This window comes from Pseudomonas sp. S3_E10, assembly GCF_054667615.1.
On record NZ_CP162743.1, the window covers coordinates 4,496,939 to 4,519,053 of the forward strand.

Annotated in this window: 24 protein-coding genes; all 24 read left to right on the forward strand. The window is 61.5% G+C overall.

Annotation, left to right across the window (positions count from 1 at the left end; translation table 11 throughout):
* The first annotated feature begins 21 nt into the window (after positions 1–21).
* The 24 genes from AB4N98_RS20660 to AB4N98_RS20775 all read left to right on the forward strand — a co-directional run bounded on the left by AB4N98_RS20660 (position 22) and on the right by AB4N98_RS20775 (position 22,038).
* Entirely contained in the window at positions 22–1,356 is a 1,335-nt protein-coding gene (locus AB4N98_RS20660) for a flagellar hook-length control protein FliK (protein WP_065878066.1), read from the forward strand.
* Between the two features lie 161 nt (positions 1,357–1,517).
* Positions 1,518–2,018, forward strand: a complete 501-nt coding sequence (fliL, locus tag AB4N98_RS20665; protein WP_017527625.1) for a flagellar basal body-associated protein FliL — start codon at positions 1,518–1,520, stop codon at positions 2,016–2,018.
* A gap of 9 nt (positions 2,019–2,027) precedes the next feature.
* The gene (gene fliM, locus AB4N98_RS20670; protein ID WP_017527626.1) at positions 2,028–2,996 is read left to right on the forward strand and encodes a flagellar motor switch protein FliM; all 969 of its coding nucleotides are present in this window, start codon (positions 2,028–2,030) and stop codon (positions 2,994–2,996) included.
* A 56-nt stretch (positions 2,997–3,052) separates the two neighbouring features.
* Positions 3,053–3,520: a flagellar motor switch protein FliN gene (gene fliN / locus AB4N98_RS20675; protein WP_017527627.1), complete on the forward strand. Its 468-nt coding sequence runs from the start codon at positions 3,053–3,055 to the stop codon at positions 3,518–3,520.
* A gap of 1 nt (position 3,521) precedes the next feature.
* The gene (gene fliO, locus AB4N98_RS20680; RefSeq protein ID WP_017527628.1) at positions 3,522–3,956 is read left to right on the forward strand and encodes a flagellar biosynthetic protein FliO; all 435 of its coding nucleotides are present in this window, start codon (positions 3,522–3,524) and stop codon (positions 3,954–3,956) included.
* A complete protein-coding gene (gene fliP / locus AB4N98_RS20685) occupies positions 3,956–4,699 on the forward strand; it encodes a flagellar type III secretion system pore protein FliP (protein WP_017527629.1) in 744 nt (247 codons plus the stop codon). The genes fliO and fliP overlap by 1 nt, the downstream gene beginning before the upstream one ends.
* 4 nt (positions 4,700–4,703) lie before the next feature.
* Positions 4,704–4,973 (forward strand): flagellar biosynthesis protein FliQ, encoded by a 270-nt coding sequence (fliQ, locus tag AB4N98_RS20690; protein WP_003175300.1) that lies wholly within the window; start codon positions 4,704–4,706, stop codon positions 4,971–4,973.
* Positions 4,974–4,977: 4 nt separating this feature from the next.
* Positions 4,978–5,763, forward strand: a complete 786-nt coding sequence (fliR, locus tag AB4N98_RS20695) for a flagellar biosynthetic protein FliR (protein ID WP_017527630.1) — start codon at positions 4,978–4,980, stop codon at positions 5,761–5,763.
* Between the two features lie 3 nt (positions 5,764–5,766).
* Positions 5,767–6,903, forward strand: coding sequence for a flagellar biosynthesis protein FlhB (gene flhB / locus AB4N98_RS20700; protein ID WP_017527631.1), 1,137 nt, complete (start codon positions 5,767–5,769; stop codon positions 6,901–6,903).
* A gap of 398 nt (positions 6,904–7,301) precedes the next feature.
* Positions 7,302–7,511 carry a cold-shock protein gene (locus tag AB4N98_RS20705; protein WP_017527632.1) on the forward strand — a complete coding sequence of 70 codons (210 nt, stop codon included), beginning with the start codon at positions 7,302–7,304 and terminating at the stop codon, positions 7,509–7,511.
* A 272-nt stretch (positions 7,512–7,783) separates the two neighbouring features.
* On the forward strand, positions 7,784–9,898 hold the full coding sequence (gene flhA / locus AB4N98_RS20710; RefSeq protein ID WP_263290669.1) for a flagellar biosynthesis protein FlhA: 2,115 nt from the start codon (positions 7,784–7,786) through the stop codon (positions 9,896–9,898).
* A gap of 12 nt (positions 9,899–9,910) precedes the next feature.
* Positions 9,911–11,227, forward strand: a complete 1,317-nt coding sequence (flhF, locus tag AB4N98_RS20715; RefSeq protein WP_017527634.1) for a flagellar biosynthesis protein FlhF — start codon at positions 9,911–9,913, stop codon at positions 11,225–11,227.
* Positions 11,228–11,331: 104 nt separating this feature from the next.
* The gene (gene fleN, locus AB4N98_RS20720; RefSeq protein ID WP_003192912.1) at positions 11,332–12,165 is read left to right on the forward strand and encodes a flagellar synthesis regulator FleN; all 834 of its coding nucleotides are present in this window, start codon (positions 11,332–11,334) and stop codon (positions 12,163–12,165) included.
* On the forward strand, positions 12,162–12,902 hold the full coding sequence (fliA, locus tag AB4N98_RS20725) for an RNA polymerase sigma factor FliA (RefSeq protein WP_017527635.1): 741 nt from the start codon (positions 12,162–12,164) through the stop codon (positions 12,900–12,902). The genes fleN and fliA overlap by 4 nt, the downstream gene beginning before the upstream one ends.
* A 169-nt stretch (positions 12,903–13,071) precedes the next feature.
* Positions 13,072–13,446, forward strand: coding sequence for a chemotaxis response regulator CheY (locus tag AB4N98_RS20730; RefSeq protein ID WP_003192908.1), 375 nt, complete (start codon positions 13,072–13,074; stop codon positions 13,444–13,446).
* 18 nt (positions 13,447–13,464) lie between these two features.
* Positions 13,465–14,253, forward strand: coding sequence for a protein phosphatase CheZ (locus AB4N98_RS20735; RefSeq protein ID WP_017527636.1), 789 nt, complete (start codon positions 13,465–13,467; stop codon positions 14,251–14,253).
* Between the two features lie 11 nt (positions 14,254–14,264).
* Complete coding sequence (locus AB4N98_RS20740) at positions 14,265–16,505, forward strand: chemotaxis protein CheA (RefSeq protein WP_137219827.1); 2,241 nt, start codon at positions 14,265–14,267, stop codon at positions 16,503–16,505.
* Between the two features lie 48 nt (positions 16,506–16,553).
* Positions 16,554–17,705 (forward strand): protein-glutamate methylesterase/protein-glutamine glutaminase, encoded by a 1,152-nt coding sequence (locus AB4N98_RS20745; protein WP_017527638.1) that lies wholly within the window; start codon positions 16,554–16,556, stop codon positions 17,703–17,705.
* Positions 17,705–18,445 (forward strand): flagellar motor protein, encoded by a 741-nt coding sequence (locus tag AB4N98_RS20750; protein WP_017527639.1) that lies wholly within the window; start codon positions 17,705–17,707, stop codon positions 18,443–18,445. Before AB4N98_RS20745 ends, AB4N98_RS20750 begins: the two co-directional genes overlap by 1 nt.
* A 94-nt stretch (positions 18,446–18,539) precedes the next feature.
* A complete protein-coding gene (motD, locus tag AB4N98_RS20755; RefSeq protein WP_017527640.1) occupies positions 18,540–19,427 on the forward strand; it encodes a flagellar motor protein MotD in 888 nt (295 codons plus the stop codon).
* A 50-nt stretch (positions 19,428–19,477) separates the two neighbouring features.
* Positions 19,478–20,266 carry a ParA family protein gene (locus AB4N98_RS20760; protein ID WP_017527641.1) on the forward strand — a complete coding sequence of 263 codons (789 nt, stop codon included), beginning with the start codon at positions 19,478–19,480 and terminating at the stop codon, positions 20,264–20,266.
* A gap of 2 nt (positions 20,267–20,268) precedes the next feature.
* Positions 20,269–21,081: a CheW domain-containing protein gene (locus AB4N98_RS20765; RefSeq protein WP_026067243.1), complete on the forward strand. Its 813-nt coding sequence runs from the start codon at positions 20,269–20,271 to the stop codon at positions 21,079–21,081.
* An 81-nt stretch (positions 21,082–21,162) separates the two neighbouring features.
* Positions 21,163–21,645 (forward strand): chemotaxis protein CheW, encoded by a 483-nt coding sequence (locus AB4N98_RS20770; RefSeq protein WP_010208785.1) that lies wholly within the window; start codon positions 21,163–21,165, stop codon positions 21,643–21,645.
* A complete protein-coding gene (locus AB4N98_RS20775) occupies positions 21,646–22,038 on the forward strand; it encodes a DUF2802 domain-containing protein (RefSeq protein ID WP_017527643.1) in 393 nt (130 codons plus the stop codon). It begins immediately after the preceding gene.
* The last annotated feature ends 77 nt before the right edge of the window (positions 22,039–22,115 follow it).

Genomic DNA, 22,115 nt, shown 5'->3' on the forward strand with positions numbered 1-22,115 from the left:
ATGCAGTGGAGACCTTTACCTATGCCAGTCGCTCCCAATTCGCTGCTTCAGACTGCCGCCGCGGCCAAACCCCAGGCACCTGCCGCCAACCCGCCGGTGGTGGCCGCGGAGCCACGGGACAAGGGCCCAGGCTTCGCTCAAGTGTTTGCCAGCCAAGGCTCGAAACCGACGGTAAAGGGCGACGATACCCCGACCAAGCCGATGCGCGACAAGACCGCCGATGCCGCCGCCAAACCGGCAGCCGGCAGCGACAAGCCTGCCGCCAGCAAACCGGCGGTTGCCGATAGCGGCAATAGCTTGCCTGCCAAGCCGGCGGCCACCTCCGATGACAGCGCCAGTACGGATGAGGCGGCGCCGGTTGACCCGACCCTGGCGCAACAGCCTGCGGTTGACCCGGTGGTCGATCCGGCGTTGGTAGCCACCGTCACCCCGGTGGCGGTACCGGTTCCCGTCGAGACGCCGGCACCCGCCGCTGCGCCGACTGATCCCAAGGCGCAGGTTGCCGCGCCGATCACGGCCACCGATGAGATCAAGCCCGCCTTCGACCCTGCGGCCGACCCGCTGGATGCGATGCCGGCCGTGCGCCTGGCGATGGAGCAGGGCGGGCATGTGTCGGCCAGCAGTCAGGCCTCGGCCAAGACTGCGCCGCCGCCCGCCCAGGATCAGCCGACCGCCGCGCAGAATTTCGCCGCCGGCCTGGCCGGCATGGTCGACCAGCAGGCCACCAAGGACAGCACCGACCAGGGCGGCGACAAAGCTTTTACCGGGCTGATCGAAGAGGGCCTCAAGGACCTCAAGGGCGCCAGCAGCGACACCCGTGTCGACGACTTCGCCAATCGCCTGGCGGCACTGACCCAGGCGGCCACGCCGAAAACCGCCAACGCCTTGCCGCCGGTGGCCAACGCACCGTTGGCCATGCACCAGAGCGGCTGGACCGACGAAATCGTCAACCGTGTGATGTACCTGTCCAGCGCCAACCTCAAATCGGCGGAGATCCAATTACAGCCCGCCGAACTCGGACGCCTGGATATCAAAGTCAACATGACCGCCGATCAACAGGCCCAGGTCAACTTCATGAGCGCCCACCCGGTGGTGCGTGAAGCGCTGGAAAGCCAGTCCGGCCGCCTGCGGGAAATGTTCGCGCAGCAGGGCATGGGCCAGGTGGACGTCAACGTTTCCGACCAGTCCCGTGGCCAGGAGCAACAACAACAGCAGGCCCAGACCCGTGGTGTGAGCGGCAGCGGCGGGCGCGGTGGTGATAATGGCGATGGCGGCAACCCCATTGATGTGGCTGAGGCCGTGGCGCCCCTGACCTCAACCGTGATCGGCTCCAGCGCCGTGGACTACTACGCCTGACCTGAGCCTGGCGTAGGACAAAATGTGGGAGGGGGCTTGCCCCCTCCCACATTTGCTTTGGGGTGTGCTTTCGTCTGCGACTTGCCGGACAACTCTGGCATAACACTTGCTCTTGCCTTTGCGTAGATCTATGAATCCCCGAATAGTGACGGATTATTGGCATGGCGAAGAGCGACGACGCAGCAAAAGCACCCGCAGGCAAAGGTAAGCTCAAGCTTATCCTGTTGATAGTCGTGGGCCTGCTCCTGGCCATCGGCGCTTCGGTGGGTGGCACCTGGTACATCATGCACAGCAGTGCAAGCAAACCGGCGCCGGTTGCCGAAACCGCCAGTAACGCCAAGCAACCGGCTATCTTCGAACCGATGCTTCCGGCCTTTGTCGCCAACTTCAACCAGAACGGTCGCCAACGCTATTTGCAGGTGAGCATTACCTTGCTGGCGCGCAACCAGTCGGACCTGGACGCACTCAAGGTGCACATGCCGGTGATCCGCAACAACCTGGTCATGCTGTTCTCCGCCCAGAGCTTCGACACCCTGGCCACTCCGGTGGGCCAGGAAATGCTGCGTCAGAAGGTCACTGCCAGTGTGCAGGAAGTGGCCCAGAAGGAACTCGGCAAAGTCGTGATCGAGCAGGCGCTCTTCACTAACTTCGTATTGCAGTAGGATCACGACATGGCCGTGCAAGACCTGCTGTCCCAGGATGAAATCGACGCGCTGCTGCATGGTGTGGACGATGGTCTGGTACAGACCGAAATGGTTGCCGACCCCGGCAGCGTCAAAAGTTATGACCTCACCAGCCAGGATCGTATCGTCCGTGGGCGCATGCCGACCCTGGAGATGATCAACGAGCGTTTTGCCCGTTATACCCGCATCAGCATGTTCAACATGCTGCGCCGTTCGGCGGACGTGGCGGTGGGCGGCGTGCAGGTGATGAAGTTCGGCGAGTACGTGCACTCGCTGTACGTGCCCACCAGCCTCAACCTGGTCAAGATCAAGCCGCTGCGCGGCACCGCGTTGTTCATCCTCGACGCCAAACTGGTGTTCAAGCTGGTGGATAACTTCTTCGGCGGTGACGGCCGTCACGCCAAGATCGAAGGGCGCGAATTCACCCCAACCGAATTGCGCGTGGTGCGCATGGTGCTGGAGCAAGCCTTCATCGATTTGAAGGAAGCCTGGCAGGCGATCATGGAAGTCAATTTCGAGTACATCAACTCGGAAGTGAACCCGGCCATGGCCAACATCGTCGGCCCCAGCGAAGCGATTGTGGTGTCCACCTTCCACATCGAACTCGATGGCGGCGGCGGCGACCTGCACGTGACCATGCCGTACTCGATGATCGAGCCGGTGCGCGAGATGCTCGACGCCGGTTTCCAGTCCGACCTGGACGACCAGGACGAGCGTTGGGTCAAGGCCCTGCGCGAAGACCTGCTGGACGTCGACGTACCGCTGAGCGCCACCGTGGCCCGTCGCCAGTTGCGCCTGCGAGATATTTTGCACATGCAACCGGGGGACATCATTCCCGTCGAGTTGCCGGAAGAAATGATCATGCGCGCCAACGGCGTGCCGTCGTTCAAGGTCAAGCTTGGTTCCCACAAGGGCAACCTGGCGCTGCAGGTGGTGGAGTCGATCACTCGTCGTTGACGCCACCCGTTTGAAACATCCCTATTTATGAATGTTTGCTCCGCCGAGGACATGTAATGGCTACCGAACACGAAAACACTTCCGCCGAAGACCAGGCCCTGGCTGACGAATGGGCGGCTGCCCTGGAAGAAACCGGCGAAGTTGGCCAGGACGATATCGACGCACTGCTGGCCGCTGACGCCGCCACCGCGCCTGCCGGCAACCGCCTGCAAATGGAAGAATTCGGCAGCGTGCCCAAGAACAATGAGCCGGTGAGCCTGGACGGTCCGAACCTGGACGTGATTCTCGACATTCCGGTGTCGATTTCCATGGAAGTGGGCAGCACCGACATCAACATCCGCAACCTGCTGCAACTCAACCAGGGTTCGGTGATCGAGTTGGACCGCCTGGCCGGCGAGCCGTTGGACGTACTGGTCAACGGCACCCTGATTGCCCACGGTGAAGTGGTGGTGGTCAACGAGAAGTTCGGCATCCGCCTGACTGACGTGATCAGCCCAAGTGAACGCATCAAGAAGTTGCGCTGATATGAAACGGCTGATGGTGGGACTGTTGGTCGCGCTGCCACTGGATGCCTGGGCCGCCGAGCCGGTGGTGCAGGCCGTCGCCGCGCCGGTTACCGGCAGCGTTGCAGGGCAATTGACACAACTGGTGTTGGGCCTGCTGCTGGTGGTCGGTGTAATTTTCGTGCTGGCCTGGCTGATGCGCCGCGTGCAGAGCATCGGCCCGGGCAACGCCCAGGTGATTGAGCTGGTCGGCTCGCGTGCGCTTGGTCCGCGTGATCGGCTGGTGCTGGTGCAGGTGGGCGAGGAGCAGATCCTGCTGGGCATCACCCCTGGCCGCATCACCCCGCTGCACGTGCTCAAGACGCCGGTACAAACCACCCAATCCCAGCCCGCCACGCCCGAATTCGCTCAGCGCCTCATGGAGTTGCTGGGCAAGGATCAGAAGGATAAGAAGTAATGCGCGTTTTATTGACGCTCATGCTGTTGCTGGCTGCGCCGTTGGCGTTTGGCGCCGATCCGTTGTCGATCCCGGCCATTACGCTGGGTACCAACGCCGCCGGGGCCCAGGAATATTCGGTCAGCCTGCAGATCCTGCTGATCATGACCGCGCTGAGTTTTATTCCGGCGTTCGTCATGCTGATGACCAGTTTCACGCGGATCATCATTGTGTTCTCGATCCTGCGCCAGGCACTGGGCCTGCAACAGACGCCATCGAACCAGATCCTCACCGGCATGGCGCTGTTCTTGACGATGTTCATCATGGCGCCGGTGTTCGACAAGGTGAACCAGCAAGCCCTGCAACCGTACCTCGCGGAAAAAATGACGGCCCAGGATGCAATCGACAAGGCGCAGGGGCCGATCAAGGATTTCATGCTGTCGCAGACCCGTTCCAGCGACCTTGAGCTGTTTATGCGTCTATCCAAACGTACCGATATCGCCACCCCGGACCAGGCGCCGCTGACCATTCTGGTGCCGGCATTCGTGACCTCGGAACTCAAGACGGCGTTCCAGATCGGCTTCATGATTTTTATCCCGTTCCTGATTATCGACCTGGTGGTGGCGAGCGTGCTGATGGCCATGGGGATGATGATGCTCTCGCCGCTGATCATTTCGTTGCCGTTCAAGATCATGCTGTTTGTGCTGGTGGATGGCTGGGCGCTGATTATCGGCACCTTGGCCGGCAGCTTCGGCGGGGTATAGCGCGATGACTCCAGAAGTAGCCGTTGACCTGTTCCGTGAAGCGCTGTGGCTGACCACCATGATGGTCGCGGTGCTGGTGGTACCGAGCCTGTTGGTGGGCCTGCTGGTGGCGATGTTCCAGGCCGCGACGCAGATCAACGAACAGACCTTGAGCTTTTTGCCGCGCCTGCTGGTGATGCTGGTCACGCTGATTGTCGCCGGCCCGTGGCTGGTGCAGACCTTCATGGAATACATCCTGCAGTTGTACGGCAGTATTCCGCAGTTGATCGGCTGATCCGATGAACTCGCTGCTGGCGTTGACCGATACCCAGATCAGTACCTGGGTGGCTTCGTTCATCCTGCCGTTGTTCCGTGTGACGGCCATGTTGATGGCTATGCCGGTGTTCGGCACGACCTTGGTGCCACGGCGTATTCGCCTGTATTTCGCGGTGGCGATTACCGTGGTGATCGTGCCGGGGTTGCCGCCGATGCCGCCGGTCAATGCGCTGGACCTGAGCGCGTTGCTGCTGATCGCCGAGCAGGTGTTGATCGGTGCCATGCTGGGGTTTTCCCTGTCGCTGTTTTTTCAGGCGTTCGTGATTGCCGGGCAGATCATTTCGATCCAGATGGGCATGGGTTTCGCGTCCATGGTCGACCCCACCAACGGCGTGTCGGCGGCGGTGATCGGGCAATTTCTGACCATGCTGGTGACCTTGCTGTTCCTGGCCATGAACGGCCACTTGGTGGCGTTCGAGGTGCTGACCGAAAGCTTCACCACCCTGCCGGTGGGCTCGGGGCTGGTGGTCAATCACTTCTGGGAAGTGGTGGGGCGCCTGGGCTGGGTGTTGGGCGCGTCCCTGTTGTTGGTACTGCCGGCGATCACTGCGCTGCTGGTGGTCAATATCGCGTTCGGCGTGATGACCCGCGCCGCACCGCAACTGAACATCTTCTCCATTGGTTTCCCATTGACCCTCGTATTGGGCATGTGGATTTTCTGGATCGGCATGGCCGACATTCTCAATCAGTATCAACCGCTGGCGACCGATGCCCTGCAGTTCTTACGTGACCTGGCACGGGCGCGCTGAGCCATGGCCGAGAGCGAGAGTGGTCAGGACAAGACAGAAGACCCCACGGAGAAACGTAAAAAGGACTCCCGGGAAAAAGGCGAGATTGCCCGTTCCAAAGAACTCAATACCGTTGCGACCATGATGGCCGGTGCCGGCGCCTTGCTGATCTACGGCGGTGGTCTGGCGCTGGACCTGCTGGAATTGATGAAGCACAACTTCAGCCTGCCCCGTGAAGTGTTGCTCAACCCGGACTCCATGGGGCAATACCTGCTGCACTCGGGGAAAATCGCGATCCTGGCGGTACAGCCGATTCTGATTACCTTGCTGCTGGCCGCGCTGATCGGCCCGGTCGCCCTTGGTGGCTGGTTGTTCGCGGCCGGCAGCATGGCGCCCAAATTCAGCCGCATGAACCCGGCCGCCGGGCTCAAACGCATGTTTTCCGCCAAGGCGCTGGTGGAACTGCTCAAGGCGTTGGCCAAATTCATCCTGATTCTGTTCGTGGCGCTGTCGGTGTTGTCGTCCGACGTCGACGATTTGCTGCGCATCGCCCACGAGCCGCTGGAGTCGGCGATCATCCACAGCGTGCAGGTGGTCGGCTGGAGCGCGCTGTGGATGTCGGCCGGTTTGATCATCATTGCGGCGGTGGATGCGCCGATCCAACTGTGGGAAAGCCACAAGAAATTGCTGATGACCAAGCAGGAAGTGCGTGACGAGCACAAGGACCAGGAAGGCCGGCCCGAGGTCAAGCAACGTATCCGCCAACTGCAGCGCGAAATGTCCCAGCGCAAGATGATGGCCGCAGTGCCTGACGCCGATGTGGTCATCACCAACCCGACCCATTATGCGGTGGCCCTCAAGTACGACCCGGAGAAGGGCGGCGCGCCGATGCTGCTGGCCAAGGGCAGTGACTTCACCGCCCTTAAAATCCGCGAAATCGCCGTGGCCAACGACATCCTGCTGTTGGAATCGCCGGAGCTGGCGCGTTCGATCTTCTACTCCACCGACCTCGACCAGGAAATCCCTGCCGGGTTGTACCTGGCCGTGGCGCAGGTGTTGGCGTATGTCTATCAAATCCGCCAATACCGCGCCGGCACGGGCAAACGCCCGGACCCGCTCAAGGACCTGCCGATTCCGCCGGAATTGCGCCGCGACTCTTAATTCGCATCTCACCTGGCCTTCAACGGTTGCCGCTACCACCTCTTCTCAATCGGTGTCTACCTGTCAACTCTGACAGTAGCCAGCCGCCGCTCGCCCGGGTTTCATTACAGCAGGCACGGCGCACAGGTCGTAGACGAGAGGCTGGGAGCGTGGCGGTGAATAGGTACAGAGGGCGTGTCGGATCGTATGACCCCGAGACCGGGTTGGGGTGGGTTGTGCCGCGCTCCGGGGAAGAGGGCGTGATGATTCGCCGGGACGATTGGGCTGGGACGGTGCTTTATGCAGGTAAAAAACTGACCTTTCGAATGATTCATCGGCCCGATGGCATTTATGCGTTGCGTGTTGATGCGAGCGCCGATATCTGAGTCGCGGCTCAGTCACGATTAGGGAGAACGACAATGGCTAGGGGTACGGTGAAGTGGTTCAACGCGGAAAAGGGCTTTGGGTTTATTACTCAGGATGAGGGTGGAGCTGATCTCTTTGTTCACTTTTCCGCGATCCAGGGTGAAGGGTTCAGGACGCTCGAAGAAAATCAGAAGGTTGAGTTCGAGAGCGAGCAAGGAAAGAAAGGGCCTCAGGCTATGAACGTACGACCCGTTGCGGGGTAGCGCTGGACGCACACACATCCAAATGTGGGAGGGGGCTTGCTCCCGATAGCGGTGGTTCAGCCAATTAATCTATTGCCTGATACACCGCCATCGGGAGCAAGCCCCCTCCCACATTTAACTGGGGCTAGGGCTGTAGAAACGCTCGCTTGTGAGGTTGTTCACGCCCCCAAACCAAAGTTGGACAGCTTCTTGCAATACCGCCACCAGGATGCCTCCCGGCGTCAAAAGTTTGCTTTACGTTACGAGGAATACCGGTGGTGGATCGCTCTCAAATGCTCGGCACGGCCCGTACGACCCTGACTGACCTCTCGCGGGGCAATCTGGGTGTGCCGTTGTTGTTGCTGGTGATGCTGGCAATGATGATGTTGCCGATGCCGCCGTTCCTGCTCGACGTGTTCTTCACTTTCAACATCGCCCTGTCGGTGGTGGTGCTGCTGGTGTGCGTGTATGCCCTGCGGCCCCTGGATTTTGCGGTGTTCCCGACGATTTTGCTGGTGGCGACTCTGCTGCGCCTGGCGTTGAACGTGGCCTCTACCCGCGTGGTGATGCTTCATGGCCAGGACGGCCACGCCGCGGCCGGTAAGGTGATCCAGGCCTTCGGTGAAGTGGTGATCGGTGGTAACTACGTGGTCGGTATCGTGGTGTTCGCGATCCTGATGATCATCAACTTCGTGGTGGTGACCAAAGGCGCCGGACGGATTTCCGAGGTGAGCGCGCGGTTTACCCTCGACGCCATGCCCGGCAAGCAGATGGCCATCGACGCCGACCTCAACGCCGGCCTGATCGACCAGAACCAGGCCAAATCGCGCCGCCTGGAAGTGGCCCAGGAAGCCGAGTTCTACGGCTCCATGGACGGCGCCAGCAAATTCGTGCGCGGTGACGCCATCGCCGGCCTGCTGATTCTGTTCATCAACCTGATCGGCGGCATTGCCGTGGGTATCTTCCAGCACGGTATGACCTTCGGCGACGCGGGCAAGGTCTACGCCTTGCTGACCATCGGTGACGGTTTAGTGGCGCAATTGCCATCACTGTTGTTATCAACAGCCGCTGCAATCATGGTGACCCGTGCGTCGGGCTCCGAAGACATGGGCAAGCAGATCAGCCGGCAGATGTTCGCCTCGCCCAAGGCCCTGGCCGTGGCGGCGGGCATTATGGCGATCATGGGTATCGTGCCGGGCATGCCTCATGTGTCGTTCCTGACCATGGCCGCATTGGCCGGCGGCGGTGCCTACCTGTTTTGGAAAAAGCAAAACGCAGTCAAAGTGCAGGCGCTGCAGGAGGTCGCGCGCCAGCAGGAGCTGCTGCCATCCCCGGCCCGTGCCCAGGAAACCAAGGAGTTGGGCTGGGACGACGTGACGCCCATCGACATGATCGGCCTGGAAGTCGGCTACCGCCTGATTCCGCTGGTGGACCGCAACCAGGGCGGCCAATTGCTCGCGCGGATCAAGGGGGTGCGCAAGAAGTTGTCCCAGGACCTGGGCTTTTTGATGCCCACCGTGCACATCCGCGACAACCTCGACCTGGCGCCCAGTGCCTACCGCCTGACGCTTATGGGGGTGATCCTGGCCGAAGCCGAGATTTACCCGGACCGCGAGCTGGCGATCAACCCCGGCCAGGTGTTCGGCAGCCTCAACGGCATTACCGCCAAAGATCCGGCTTTTGGCCTGGAGGCGGTATGGATCGAAATCAGCCAGCGCAGCCAGGCGCAGTCCCTGGGCTATACCGTGGTGGACGCCAGCACCGTGGTCGCCACCCACCTCAACCAGATTTTGTACAAGCACTCCCACGAGTTGATCGGTCACGAAGAAGTCCAGCAATTGATGGGTTTGCTGGGCAAGGCCTCGCCAAAACTCGCCGAAGAGCTGGTGCCGGGCGTGCTGTCGCTGTCGCAACTGCTCAAAGTGCTGCAGGCGCTGCTGGCCGAACAGGTGCCGGTGCGCGACATTCGCAGCATTGCCGAGGCCATCGCCAACAATGCCGCCAAGAGTCAAGATACCGCCGCGCTGGTGGCGGCGGTGCGTGTCGGATTGTCGCGTGCAATCGTGCAAAGCATTGTAGGGCTTGACTCTGAGCTGCCTGTGATCACCTTGGAACCAAGGTTGGAACAAATATTGCTCAATAGTATTCAGAAGGCAGGACAAGGCCAGGAAGAGGGCGTTCTGTTGGAGCCAAGCATGGCTGAAAAACTGCAGCGTTCGTTGATCGACGCCGCGCAGCGCCAGGAAATGCAGGGCCAACCGGTGATTCTGCTGGTGGCAGGCCCGGTCCGGGCAATGTTGTCGCGGTTCGGGCGCCTGGCAGTACCGAATTTGCACGTTTTGGCTTATCAGGAAATTCCTGACAACAAGCAAGTGACTATCGTCGCGACAGTAGGGCCCAACGGCTGAGGGTAGTGGGTTATGCAAGTGAAGCGTTTTTTCGCCGCCGATATGCGTCAGGCCATGAAACTGGTCCGTGATGAGCTGGGCGCCGACGCCGCGATTATCGGTAACCGTCGTATTGCCGGCGGTGTCGAGCTGACGGCTGCCCTGGATTACACCCCCCAGGCCCTGGCGCCGCGCGTGCCGAACATGGAGCTTGAAGACGAGCTGCGCAAGACTGCCTCGCGCATCGTCTCGGCCCAGGCCGAACTGAGCATGCGCGGCGACAGCGATGCCACCACCAATCGCCAGTTGTTCGCCGGCCTGCCGCTGACGGCTGCCGAGCCGTTGGTCGAGCCCACTTTCATCGAACCGCCGCGTCCTGCCGCGCCCGCCCCGGCCGCCGCAGTCGACCAGCGCGCGTTCGACTCGATGCGCTTTGAACTCAATGGCCTGCGCGAGTTGCTCGAAGTGCAGCTCGGCTCGCTGGCCTGGACCCAACTGCAAGGCAGCAAACCGCAACAGGCCAACTTGTGGCGTCGCCTGCAACGCATCGGCCTGTCCGGCCCGTTGTCCCGCGACCTGTTGGCGCTGACCCACGAAATCGAAGAGCCTCGCCAGGCCTGGCGCATGTTGCTGGCCCACTTGGCGCGGATGATCACCACGCCACAGATCGAACCCTTGGAAGAGGGCGGAGTGATCGCCATGGTCGGCCCGGCCGGCATGGGCAAGACCACCACGCTGGCCAAGCTTGCCGCCCGTTATGTGCTTAAGTACGGCGCCCAGAATATCGCGCTGGTGAGCATGGACAGCTACCGTATCGGCGCCCAGGAACAGCTCAAGACCCTGGGCCGCATCCTCAATGTGCCGGTTACCCATGTCGACCCCGGTCAATCCCTGGCCAATGCCCTCGACCCGCTGCTGCGCAAGCGCGTGGTGCTGATCGACACCGCCGGCCTGCAAGCCAGCGACCCGGCGTTGCGTATGCAGCTCGAAAGCCTGGCCGGGCGTGGCATCAAGTCAAAAAATTACCTGGTGCTTGCAACCACCAGCCAGAAACAGGTTCTTACCGCTGCGTATCACAGCTACAAACGCTGCGGGCTGGCCGGTTGCATCCTGACTAAACTGGATGAAACCGCCAGCCTGGGTGAAGTGCTGAGCCTGGCTATCAGCCACGAACTGCCGGTGGCTTACCTGACCGATGGGCCGCGGATCCCGGATGATCTGCATCTGCCGCGCCGTCATCAGTTGGTCAGCCGCGCCGTCAGCGTACAAATGCAAGACGAGCCTAGCGAGGAAGCGATGGCCGACATGTTCGCCGATCTCTATCACAACCCGGCAAAACGGGTCGGTTGAGTCAGATGAACACCGTGAAAAGTATCTACATCGATGGTCTGCAAGCGATTCACGCGGCCAAGCCATGTAGCCTGCGTCTAAGCAAGACAAGGTAAAGAAATAAAATGGGCAGCATGCATCCCGTACAGGTGATCGCGGTGACCGGCGGCAAAGGTGGCGTCGGAAAAACTAACGTGTCAGTGAATTTGTCCCTGGCCCTGGCAGAACTTGGCCGTCGCGTCATGCTGCTGGATGCTGACCTGGGACTGGCGAACGTCGACGTTCTGCTGGGGTTGACGCCCAAACACACGCTTGCCGATGTGATCGAGGGGCGCTGTGAGCTGCGCGATGTGCTGCTTCAAGGCCCTGGCGGGATCCGCATCGTGCCGGCCGCCTCCGGCACCCAGAGCATGGTGCACCTGAGCCCGGCGCAGCATGCCGGCCTTATCCAGGCATTCAGCGATATCGGCGACAACCTCGACGTGCTGGTGATCGACACCGCCGCCGGGATCGGCGAATCCGTGGTCAGCTTCGTGCGCGCGGCGCAGGAAGTGTTGCTGGTGGTCTGCGATGAACCCACCTCGATCACCGACGCCTACGCCCTGATCAAATTACTTAACCGTGACTACGGCATGAACCGCTTCCGCGTACTGGCCAACATGGCCCAGAGCCCGCAGGAAGGGCGCAACCTGTTCGCCAAGTTGACCAAGGTCACGGATCGCTTCCTCGATGTCGCCTTACAATACGTCGGTGCAGTTCCCTACGACGAGTGTGTGCGCAAGGCTGTGCAAAAGCAGCGTGCGGTCTACGAAGCGTTCCCTCGTTCCAAATGCGCATTGGCGTTCAAGGCTATTGCCCAAAAGGTCGATACTTGGCCGTTGCCCGCCAACCCACGGGGGCATCTGGAGTTTTTCGTCGAGCGATTGGTACATCAGACGAGCGCAGGACCCGTGCTATGACAGCGAACGGCTATAACGCCTACAAGAAGTCCGCCCGTGACAGTCAGGGCGAGTTGATCGAGCGTTATGCGCCGCTGGTCAAGCGCATCGCCTATCACCTGCTGGCACGCCTGCCCGCCAGCGTCCAGGTCGAAGACCTGATCCAGGCCGGCATGATTGGCCTGCTCGAAGTGTCAACCAAATACGATGCCACCAAAGGCGCGAGTTTCGAGACGTATGCGGGTATCCGTATCCGGGGCGCCATGCTCGATGAAGTGCGCAAGGGTGATTGGGCGCCTCGTTCGGTACACCGCAATACGCGCATGGTCAGTGACGCAATTCGCGCAATTGAAGCAAAAACCGGTCGCGACGCTAAAGATCACGAAGTTGCGGCCGAACTCCAATTGAGTCTCGACGATTATTACGGGATTTTGAACGACACCTTGGGCAGCCGCCTGTTCAGTTTCGACGACCTGTTGCAGGACGGTGAACACGAAGGGCTGCACGAGGACGGCGCGAGTACTCATATGGAGCCGGCGCGAGACCTGGAAGATGAACGCTTTCAGGGTGCGTTGGCGGACGCGATTGCCAATTTGCCTGAGCGTGAGCGACTGGTATTGGCGCTGTACTACGACGAAGAGCTGAACCTCAAGGAAATCGGTGAGGTCCTGGGGGTCAGCGAATCGCGAGTCAGCCAGTTACACAGCCAGTGCGCCGCTCGCTTGCGGGGGCGTTTGGGAGAGTGGCGAGCGCGCTGACAGGCAGTGTGGGGACACTGCAAAGCGATACCGCGAAGGTGATGGATCTTCGCGGGTTCGGCCCGTGGTGCCCCCGGCAGTCCTTTTTGTGTAATGCCTGTTGATTGAAATGACGCGTCCAGGTGCTGGGCGCGTTTAAGACTGCTTGGAGGTCGAATTGGACAAGAACATGAAAATCCTCATCGTTGATGACTTCTCAACGATGCGGCGGATCATAAAAAACCTGTTGCGTGACCTTGGGTTCACAAACACGGTCGAGGCGGATGATGGCCTTACGGCGATTCCGATCCTCAACAGCGGGAGCATCGACTTTCTGGTAACCGACTGGAACATGCCGGGCATGACCGGTATCGACTTGCTGCGTCATGTGCGGGCCGACGAAAAGCTGCGCAGCCTTCCCGTGCTGATGGTCACCGCCGAAGCCAAGCGTGAGCAGATCATCGAAGCTGCCCAGGCGGGTGTTAACGGTTACGTGGTCAAGCCATTCACTGCACTGGCCTTGAAAGAGAAGATCGAAAAAATCTTCGAACGCATCCACGGCTGATGCCATCGCGGGGGAGCTATGGAGCATAACGAAACGTCACAGGGAGACTTTGAGTCGACCCTGAAAAAACATGCTCACCAGTTGGTCGACAGCCTTGAAAAAGGCCAGTTCGGCGACGCGGTGCAGTTGATCCATGAGCTCAACCAGACCCGTGACCGCGGCCTGTATCAGGAAGTGGGCAAGCTCACACGCGAGCTGCACAGTGCGATTGTCAATTTCCAGATTGACCCGCACATGCCCCAGGCCGAAGAAATCTCACAGATCACCGATGCCACCGAACGCCTGTCCTATGTGGTCAGGCTGACTGAGGCGGCGGCCAACCGCACCATGGACCTGGTGGAGAACGCCACGCCCCTGGTCAACGGCATGGCCACTGAAGCCCAGGCCCTGAGCGCCGATTGGGGCCGCTTCATGCGCCGGGAAGTCGGGGCTGAGGAGTTTCGTGAGCTGGCACGTCGGGTTGAAGGCTTCTTGTCGCGCAGCGAGCAGGAAAACCGCACGGTTTCCAGCAACCTCAACGATATTTTGCTGGCCCAGGATTACCAGGACCTCACCGGTCAGGTGATCAAGCGTGTGACCCAGTTGGTCACCGAAGTGGAAAGCAACTTGCTCAAATTGGTGCTTATGGCAGGCCAGGTTGACCGTTTTGCCGGCATTGAACATGACCGCGAAGCGATCCTCTCGGAAAAAGATCCACAAAAACATCTCGCCAAGGGTGAAGGTCCGCAGATTCATGCCGATAAACGTGAAGACGTTGTGTCAGGTCAGGATGACGTAGATGACCTGTTATCCAGTTTAGGCTTCTAAGGAGCACCCACATGAGCTTCGGCGCCGATGAAGAGATCCTTCAGGATTTCCTTGTAGAGGCCGGCGAAATTTTAGAGCAACTGTCCGAGCAACTGGTCGAGCTGGAAAGCCGCCCGGATGATGCGAACCTGCTCAATGCAATTTTTCGCGGTTTTCACACTGTAAAAGGGGGCGCCGGCTTCCTCCAGCTCCATGAGCTGGTGGAGTGCTGCCACATCGCCGAGAACGTGTTCGACATCCTGCGCAAGGGTGAGCGTCACGTTGATTCGGAGTTGATGGACGTGATTCTCGAAGCACTGGATGCGGTCAACGGCATGTTCAGCCAAGTGCGTGAACGTGCCCCGATCACGGCGGCCACGCCGGAACTGTTGGCGGCCCTGGCGCGCTATGCAGAGCCTGCGGACACTTGCGCGCCGGTGGTTGAAGCGGCGCCGGAGCCTGTGGCGGAGCCTGAAGCGGATGTCACGGACACTGAGTTCGAACAACTGCTCAACTCCCTCAGTGCCGTCAAGGCCGAAGCCGAAGCACCGGCCGCCGAAGCCCCGGCAGCGGCGCCGACCAGCGAAGACATTACCGACGCAGAATTCGAATCGCTGCTCGACCAGCTGCATGGCAAAGGCCAGTTCGCCGCTGATGCGGTGGCGCCTGCCGCTGCCGCTCCTGCACCTGCCGCAGCGGGCGGGCCGGTCAGCACCGACATCACCGACGACGAATTCGAAGCGTTGCTCGACCAACTGCACGGCAAAGGCACCTTTGCGGCCGATGCCTTGCCGGCAGTCGCCGCCACCGCCGCTGCGCCTGCCGCCCCTGCGCAGCCTGCCGCTGATGGCCTGATCACGGATAACGAATTCGAAGCCCTGCTTGACGATTTGCACGGCAAGGGCAAGTTCAGCGAGGTTGCACCTGCCGCCGCTACGGCAGCACCGGTTGCCGCCAAAGCGGCTGCACCCGCCAAAGCTGCCGCTCCAGCCGCTCCAGCCGCTCCAGCCGCCAAACCGGCACCTGCCCCAGCGGCGGCGCCGGCTGCGGCCCCAGCGCGTGCCGCCGCCGCGGCGCCGCCTGCGGACAAACCCGCCAGTGAAGCCGAAACCACCGTGCGCGTGGACACCGCGCGGCTGGACGACATCATGAACATGGTCGGCGAGCTGGTGCTGGTACGTAACCGCCTGGTGCGCCTGGGCCTGAGCAGTGGCGATGAAGCCATGCAAAAGGCCGTGTCGAACCTCGACGTGGTGACCGCCGACCTGCAAACCGCCGTGATGAAAACGCGGATGCAGCCGATCAAGAAAGTCTTCGGCCGCTTCCCGCGCCTGGTGCGTGACTTGGCGCGCCAACTGAAGAAAGAGATCAACCTGGAACTGGTGGGTGAAGAAACCGACCTCGACAAAAACCTTGTCGAGGCCCTGGCCGACCCGCTGGTTCACTTGGTGCGCAACGCGGTCGACCACGGCGTCGAAACCCCGGAAGAACGCGAAGCCTCGGGCAAGTCCCGTGGCGGCAAAGTCATCCTGGCGGCGGAGCAGGAAGGCGACCACATCCTGCTGTCGATCACCGATGACGGCAAGGGCATGGACCCGACCATCCTGCGCAATATCGCGGTCAAGCGTGGCGTGATGGACAAGGACGCCGCCGACCGCCTGACCGACACCGAGTGCTACAACCTTATCTTCGCCCCTGGCTTCTCGACCAAGACCGAGATTTCCGATGTGTCGGGCCGTGGCGTCGGCATGGACGTGGTGAAGACCAAGATCAGCCAGCTCAATGGCTCGATCAATATCTACTCGACCAAGGGCCAGGGCTCGAAGATCGTGATCAAGGTGCCGTTGACCCTGGCGATCATGCCGACCCTGATGGTGATGCTGGGCAACCAGGCGTTCGCCTTCCCGCTGGTCAACGTCAACGAGATCTTCCACCTCGACCTGTCGCGCACCAACGTGGTGGACGGCCAGGAAGTGGTGATCGTGCGCGACAAGGCGCTGCCCCTGTTCTACCTCAAGCGCTGGCTGGTTGCATCGGCCGCCCATGAAGAGCAGCACGAAGGTCATGTGGTGATTCTCTCCGTGGGTACCCAGCGTATCGGCTTTGTCGTCGATCAACTGGTGGGCCAGGAAGAAGTGGTCATCAAGCCTTTGGGCAAAATGCTGCAGGGAACCCCGGGCATGTCGGGTGCGACCATCACCGGTGACGGTCGGATCGCGCTGATTCTCGATGTTCCGAGCATGCTCAAGCGTTACGCCGCTCGGCGTATTTGATTCTGGTGGGGCAGGGCGGTCTCGCCCGCCCCACCTAACGGAGTGTTTATGGCAGTCAAGGTCCTGGTGGTGGACGATTCGGGTTTCTTCCGCCGCCGCGTCTCGGAAATTCTTTCCGCCGATCCAAGCATCCAGGTGGTCGGCACGGCCACCAACGGCAAAGAGGCGATTGATCAAGCCATTGCGCTGAAGCCGGACGTGATCACCATGGACTACGAGATGCCGATGATGGATGGCATCACGGCAGTCCGGCACATCATGCAACGCTGCCCCACCCCGGTATTGATGTTCTCCTCGCTGACCCATGAAGGCGCCCGAGTGACCCTCGATGCGCTGGATGCCGGTGCGGTGGACTTTTTGCCGAAGAATTTCGAAGACATCTCGCGCAACCCCGAGAAGGTCAAGCAGATGCTGTGCGAGAAAGTCCACAGCATCTCGCGCAGTAACCGCCGCAGCCTGTTCAGCGCGCCGACACCGACACCGACGCCTGCCCCGGCAGCGGTGGCTCCGCCGGCTGCCTCCAGCCGTGCCTCGTTCGGTCGCCCGGCGCCGGCGCCGCTTGCACGGCCTGCACCGCCACCGGTACGCACGTCGGCCCCGGCCACTGCAACGGCGCATTCGCCGGCACCCAAGCGCAAAGCCTACAAGCTGGTCGCCATCGGCACCTCCACGGGTGGCCCGGTCGCCTTGCAGCGCGTGTTGACCCAGTTGCCGGCCAACTTTCCGGCGCCGATCGTGTTGATCCAGCACATGCCCGCCGCGTTCACCAAAGCCTTTGCCGAACGCCTGGACAAGCTGTGCCGCATCAGTGTCAAGGAAGCCGAGGATGGCGACATTCTGCGCCCTGGCCTGGCGCTGCTGGCCCCCGGCGGCAAGCAGATGATGGTCGACGGCCGTGGCGCGATCAAAATCCTGCCGGGCGATGAGCGCCTCAACTACAAGCCGTGCGTGGACATCACCTTCGGTTCGGCGGCCAAGTCCTACGGTGACAAAGTTCTGGCGGTGGTGCTCACCGGCATGGGCGCCGACGGCCGTGAAGGCGCGCGCCTGCTCAAGCAGGGCGGCAGTGCGATCTGGGCCCAGGACGAAGCCAGCTGTGTGATCTATGGCATGCCCATGGCCATCGTCAAGGCGGACCTGGCCGACGCCGTGTACAGCCTGGACGACATCGGCAAGCATTTGGTGGAGGCCTGCCTCTAATGGATGTGTTGAGCCTGATCGGCATCACCATGGCGTTTGTCGCAATCATTGGCGGCAACTACCTCGAAGGCGGCCACCTGGGCGCCTTGGCCAACGGGCCGGCGGCGCTGATCGTGATTGGCGGCACCGTGGGCGCCGCGTTGCTGCAGTCGCCGATGAGTTCGTTCAAGCGTGCAATGCAGATCGCGATCTGGATCATTTTCCCGCCACGCGTCGACTTGGCCGGTGGCATCGACCGCGTGGTCAACTGGAGCCTCACCGCCCGCAAGGAAGGCCTGCTGGGGCTGGAAGGCGTGGCCGATGCCGAGCCCGACAGCTACGCGCGCAAAGGCTTGCAGTTGCTGGTGGACGGCGCCGAGCCGGAAGCGATCCGCAGCATCCTTGAGGTGGATTTCTACACCCAGGAAAGCCGCGACATCAACGCGGCCAAAGTCTACGAAAGCATGGGCGGTTACGCGCCGACCATCGGCATCATCGGTGCGGTGATGGGCTTGATCCATGTGATGGGCAACCTCGCCGACCCTTCGCAACTGGGCAGCGGGATTGCCGTGGCGTTCGTTGCCACCATCTACGGTGTGGCCAGCGCCAACCTGGTGTTGTTGCCGGTAGCGAGCAAGCTCAAGTCGATTGCCATGCGCCAATCCCGTTACCGCGAAATGCTGCTCGAAGGCATCCTGTCGATTGCCGAGGGCGAGAACCCGCGCTCCATCGAATTGAAGCTCCAGGGCTTCATGGACTGATGGATATGAACAATGACGTGTGGCCAGCGAGCTTGCTCGCTCACCCCTGTGAGCGGGGCGGTTACATAAGTGGTGTACAGAGAGGTGCCTGCCTGTGAGCCGTCGCCGCCGCGAGCCTGAAGAACACGTCAACCACGAGCGCTGGCTGGTGTCCTACGCGGACTTCATCACCTTGCTGTTTGCGTTTTTCGTGGTGATGTATTCCATCTCGTCGATCAACGAAGGCAAGTACAAAGTCATTTCCCAGGCGCTGATCGGCGTGTTCAACGACGCCGACCGCGCGCTCAAGCCGATCCCCATCGGCGAAGAGCGACCCAAGACCGTGACGCCGGCCAAGCCGCTGGTCAACGACAGTGACGAAACAGCCGCCGGCGTGGGGGGCACCAGCGACCCGCTGAAAAGCATCGCCGATGACATCAGTGCCGCGTTCGGCGACTTGATCAGCTCCAACCAGATGACCGTGCGCGGCAACGAGTTGTGGGTAGAGATCGAACTCAACTCCAGCCTGTTGTTCGCCAGCGCCGATGCAATGCCCAGCGACCAGGCGTTCACAATCATCGACAAGGTGGCGGCGATCCTCAAACCGTTTGAGAACCCGGTGCACGTCGAGGGCTTTACCGACAACGTGCCGATCAGCACCGCGCAGTACCCGACCAACTGGGAACTGTCATCGGCGCGTGCCGCGAGCATCGTGCGCATGCTCGCGATGCAGGGCGTAAACCCCGGGCGCCTGGCCTCGGTGGGGTACGGCGAGTTTCAGCCGGTGGCCAATAACGCCACGCTGGAAGGCCGCGCGCGCAACCGGCGGGTGGTGTTGGTGGTCTCGCGAAACCTGGATGTGCGCCGCAGCCTGACCGGGACCGGCACCGCCAATGCAACACCGGACGCGGCCCTGAAGCGCGCTGGCACACAAACTGCACCGGCCCCGGTAAAACCGCTGGTTCGGCAGAGTGCCGTCAATTCTCCGTCACCGGCTCAATAACCTATGCAATGTCTCGGTCGCGCTTGTGCCCACCGGGAGGAACCATCCGAATGAGAGTCTGGGCAGTTGCCAATCAAAAAGGTGGAGTCGGCAAGACCACCACCTCCATCGCCTTAGCCGGCTTGCTGGCCGAAGCGGGCAAGCGCGTGGTCGTGGTTGACCTTGACCCCCACGGCTCGATGACCAGCTACTTCGGCTATGACCCGGATGCGCTGGAGCACAGCTGTTTCGACCTGTTCCTGCACAAGGGCAGTGTGCCTGGCGACTTGCCCGGCCAATTGCTGCTGCCAACCAGCAACGAGAGCATTTCCCTGTTGCCGTCCAGCACCGCGCTGGCCACCCTGGAGCGTCAGTCGCCGGGGCAGAGCGGCCTGGGCCTGGTGATCGCCAAGACCCTGGCGCAACTGTGGCAGGACTTCGACTACGCGATCATCGACAGCCCGCCGTTGCTCGGCGTGCTGATGGTCAATGCCTTGGCGGCGAGCCAGCAACTGGTGATCCCGGTGCAGACCGAACACCTGGCGGTCAAAGGCCTGGAGCGCATGGTCAGCACCTTGGCCATGATCAACCGCTCGCGCAAGCAGCCGCTGCCGTACAGCATCGTCCCCACCTTGTTCGACCGCCGCACCCAGGCCTCCCTCGGTACCTTGCGCGTATTGCGCGACGCCTACCCGCAGAGCATCTGGAACGGCTACATCCCGGTGGACACGCGCCTGCGCGATGCCAGCCGCGCCGGGCTCACGCCTTCGCAGTTCGACGCCAAGAGCCGTGGCGTCATGGCTTACCGTGCGTTGCTCAAGCATCTGCTGTCGCAGCAACTCGTGGCGCAGGTGGCTTGATGATGAACCGCCCCGTTGAACTCAAGACCAAGACCCGGCCGCAACTGGCGCTGGAGTCCTACCTGGACGCCCTGCTGCAAGACGCGACCGCAGAAGAATTACCGGAACCGATCCTGGTGCTGGAACCGGCGGTAGAAGTGCCGCCGTCGGACGCCCTGGATGAGTTTCAGTTGGCTGTATTGGAAGAGCAGGCCCGCGATGCACACGCCGCGCCGCTGACCGTGGCGCCCGAGGCGCCGGTTGTCGTGGAAGCGCTGACGCCGCCGGTGGTGGTCGAGCCGGTGGTGCAAGTGCACCTGCCGCCCAGCATCACACCGCCGCCGGTCACCGGCGACGGTCGTCCGTCGTGGGCCGCCGAGCCGTTCGAGTGCTTGCTGTTCGACGTCGCCGGGTTGACCTTGGCGGTGCCGCTGGTGTGCCTGGGCTCGATCTATTCCCTGGAAGGCCAGGAATTGACGCCGCTGTTCGGGCAACCGGAGTGGTTCCTCGGCATCCTGCCCAGCCAGGCCGGCAACCTCAAGGTGCTGGACACCGCGCGCTGGGTGATGCCCGACCGCTACCGCGATGACTTCCGCCAAGGCTTGCAATACGTGATTTCGGTGCAGGGCTACGAGTGGGGGTTGGCGGTGCATCAAGTCAGCCGCTCGCTGCGCCTGGATCCCAATGAAATCAAATGGCGCAGCCACCGGGGCCAGCGGCCTTGGCTGGCGGGCACCGTGATCGAACATATGTGCGCGTTGCTCGACGTTGCCGAACTGGCCGAATTGATCGCCAGCGGTGCCGTCAAGGCGATGCCTGCCAACAAACGCAGTTGATTGAACAATAAGGGCCGCGCGCAAGTGTGGTCAAAAGCAGTAAATACGCCGCCTACATCGGCATCTGAAGGGGTCAGAGATATGAACAAGTCAGCGTCCGCACAAGGTTTGGATGATCCGATCCTGCAATGGGTTACCTTCAAGCTGGACAACGAGACCTACGGCATTAACGTGATGCGCGTGCAGGAAGTGCTGCGCTACACCGAGATCGCTCCGGTTCCGGGTGCGCCGAGCTACGTACTGGGCATCATCAACCTGCGCGGCAACGTGGTGACGGTAATCGACACCCGCCAGCGCTTCGGTCTGGGTACCGTCGAAGTCAGCGACAACACCCGTATCGTCATCATCGAAGCCGACAAGCAAGTGGTCGGCATCATGGTCGACAGCGTGGCGGAAGTGGTTTACCTGCGCCAATCGGAAGTGGAAACCGCGCCGAACGTGGGCAACGAAGAATCGGCCAAGTTCATCCAGGGCGTGTGCAACAAGAACAACGAACTGCTGATTCTGGTTGAGCTGGACAAGATGATGAGCGAAGAAGAATGGTCGGAACTGGAGAGTATCTGATTGTTCTTTGAGGCTGCGGTGATTGTCCTGGCCCTGTTGTGGGCCGGGACCCTGGGTTTTTTGCTGCGCTACCTGCGCCAGCAACGGGAATTGGCGATGCAGCAGGCCGAGCGCGACGCTGTGCGCGACCGGCGTGTATTGGAGCTGGTCAAGCGGGTCGACCAGTACCAGCGTAGCGCGGTGAAGGTCGGGGATGAGGTGCATGAACTGCGCGCCATTCTCGCGCCGTTGCCGGACAAACTGGTGCAGCTCGAGCAGCGTGATCCCGCCAGCCTGTCGTTCGCTCAGGCCGCGAAATTGGTCGGCATGGGCGCGACGGTGGACGAGCTGACCCAGTCGTGCGGGCTGACCCAGGCTGAGGCGCAGTTGATGAGTAAGTTGCACAAGGGCTGAGTGCGACAAGCTTGTCACTTGCTGCCGCACTTTTGCTACGGGTTCAAGGTCCACATCCTTCAAGCACCTTTGAATCC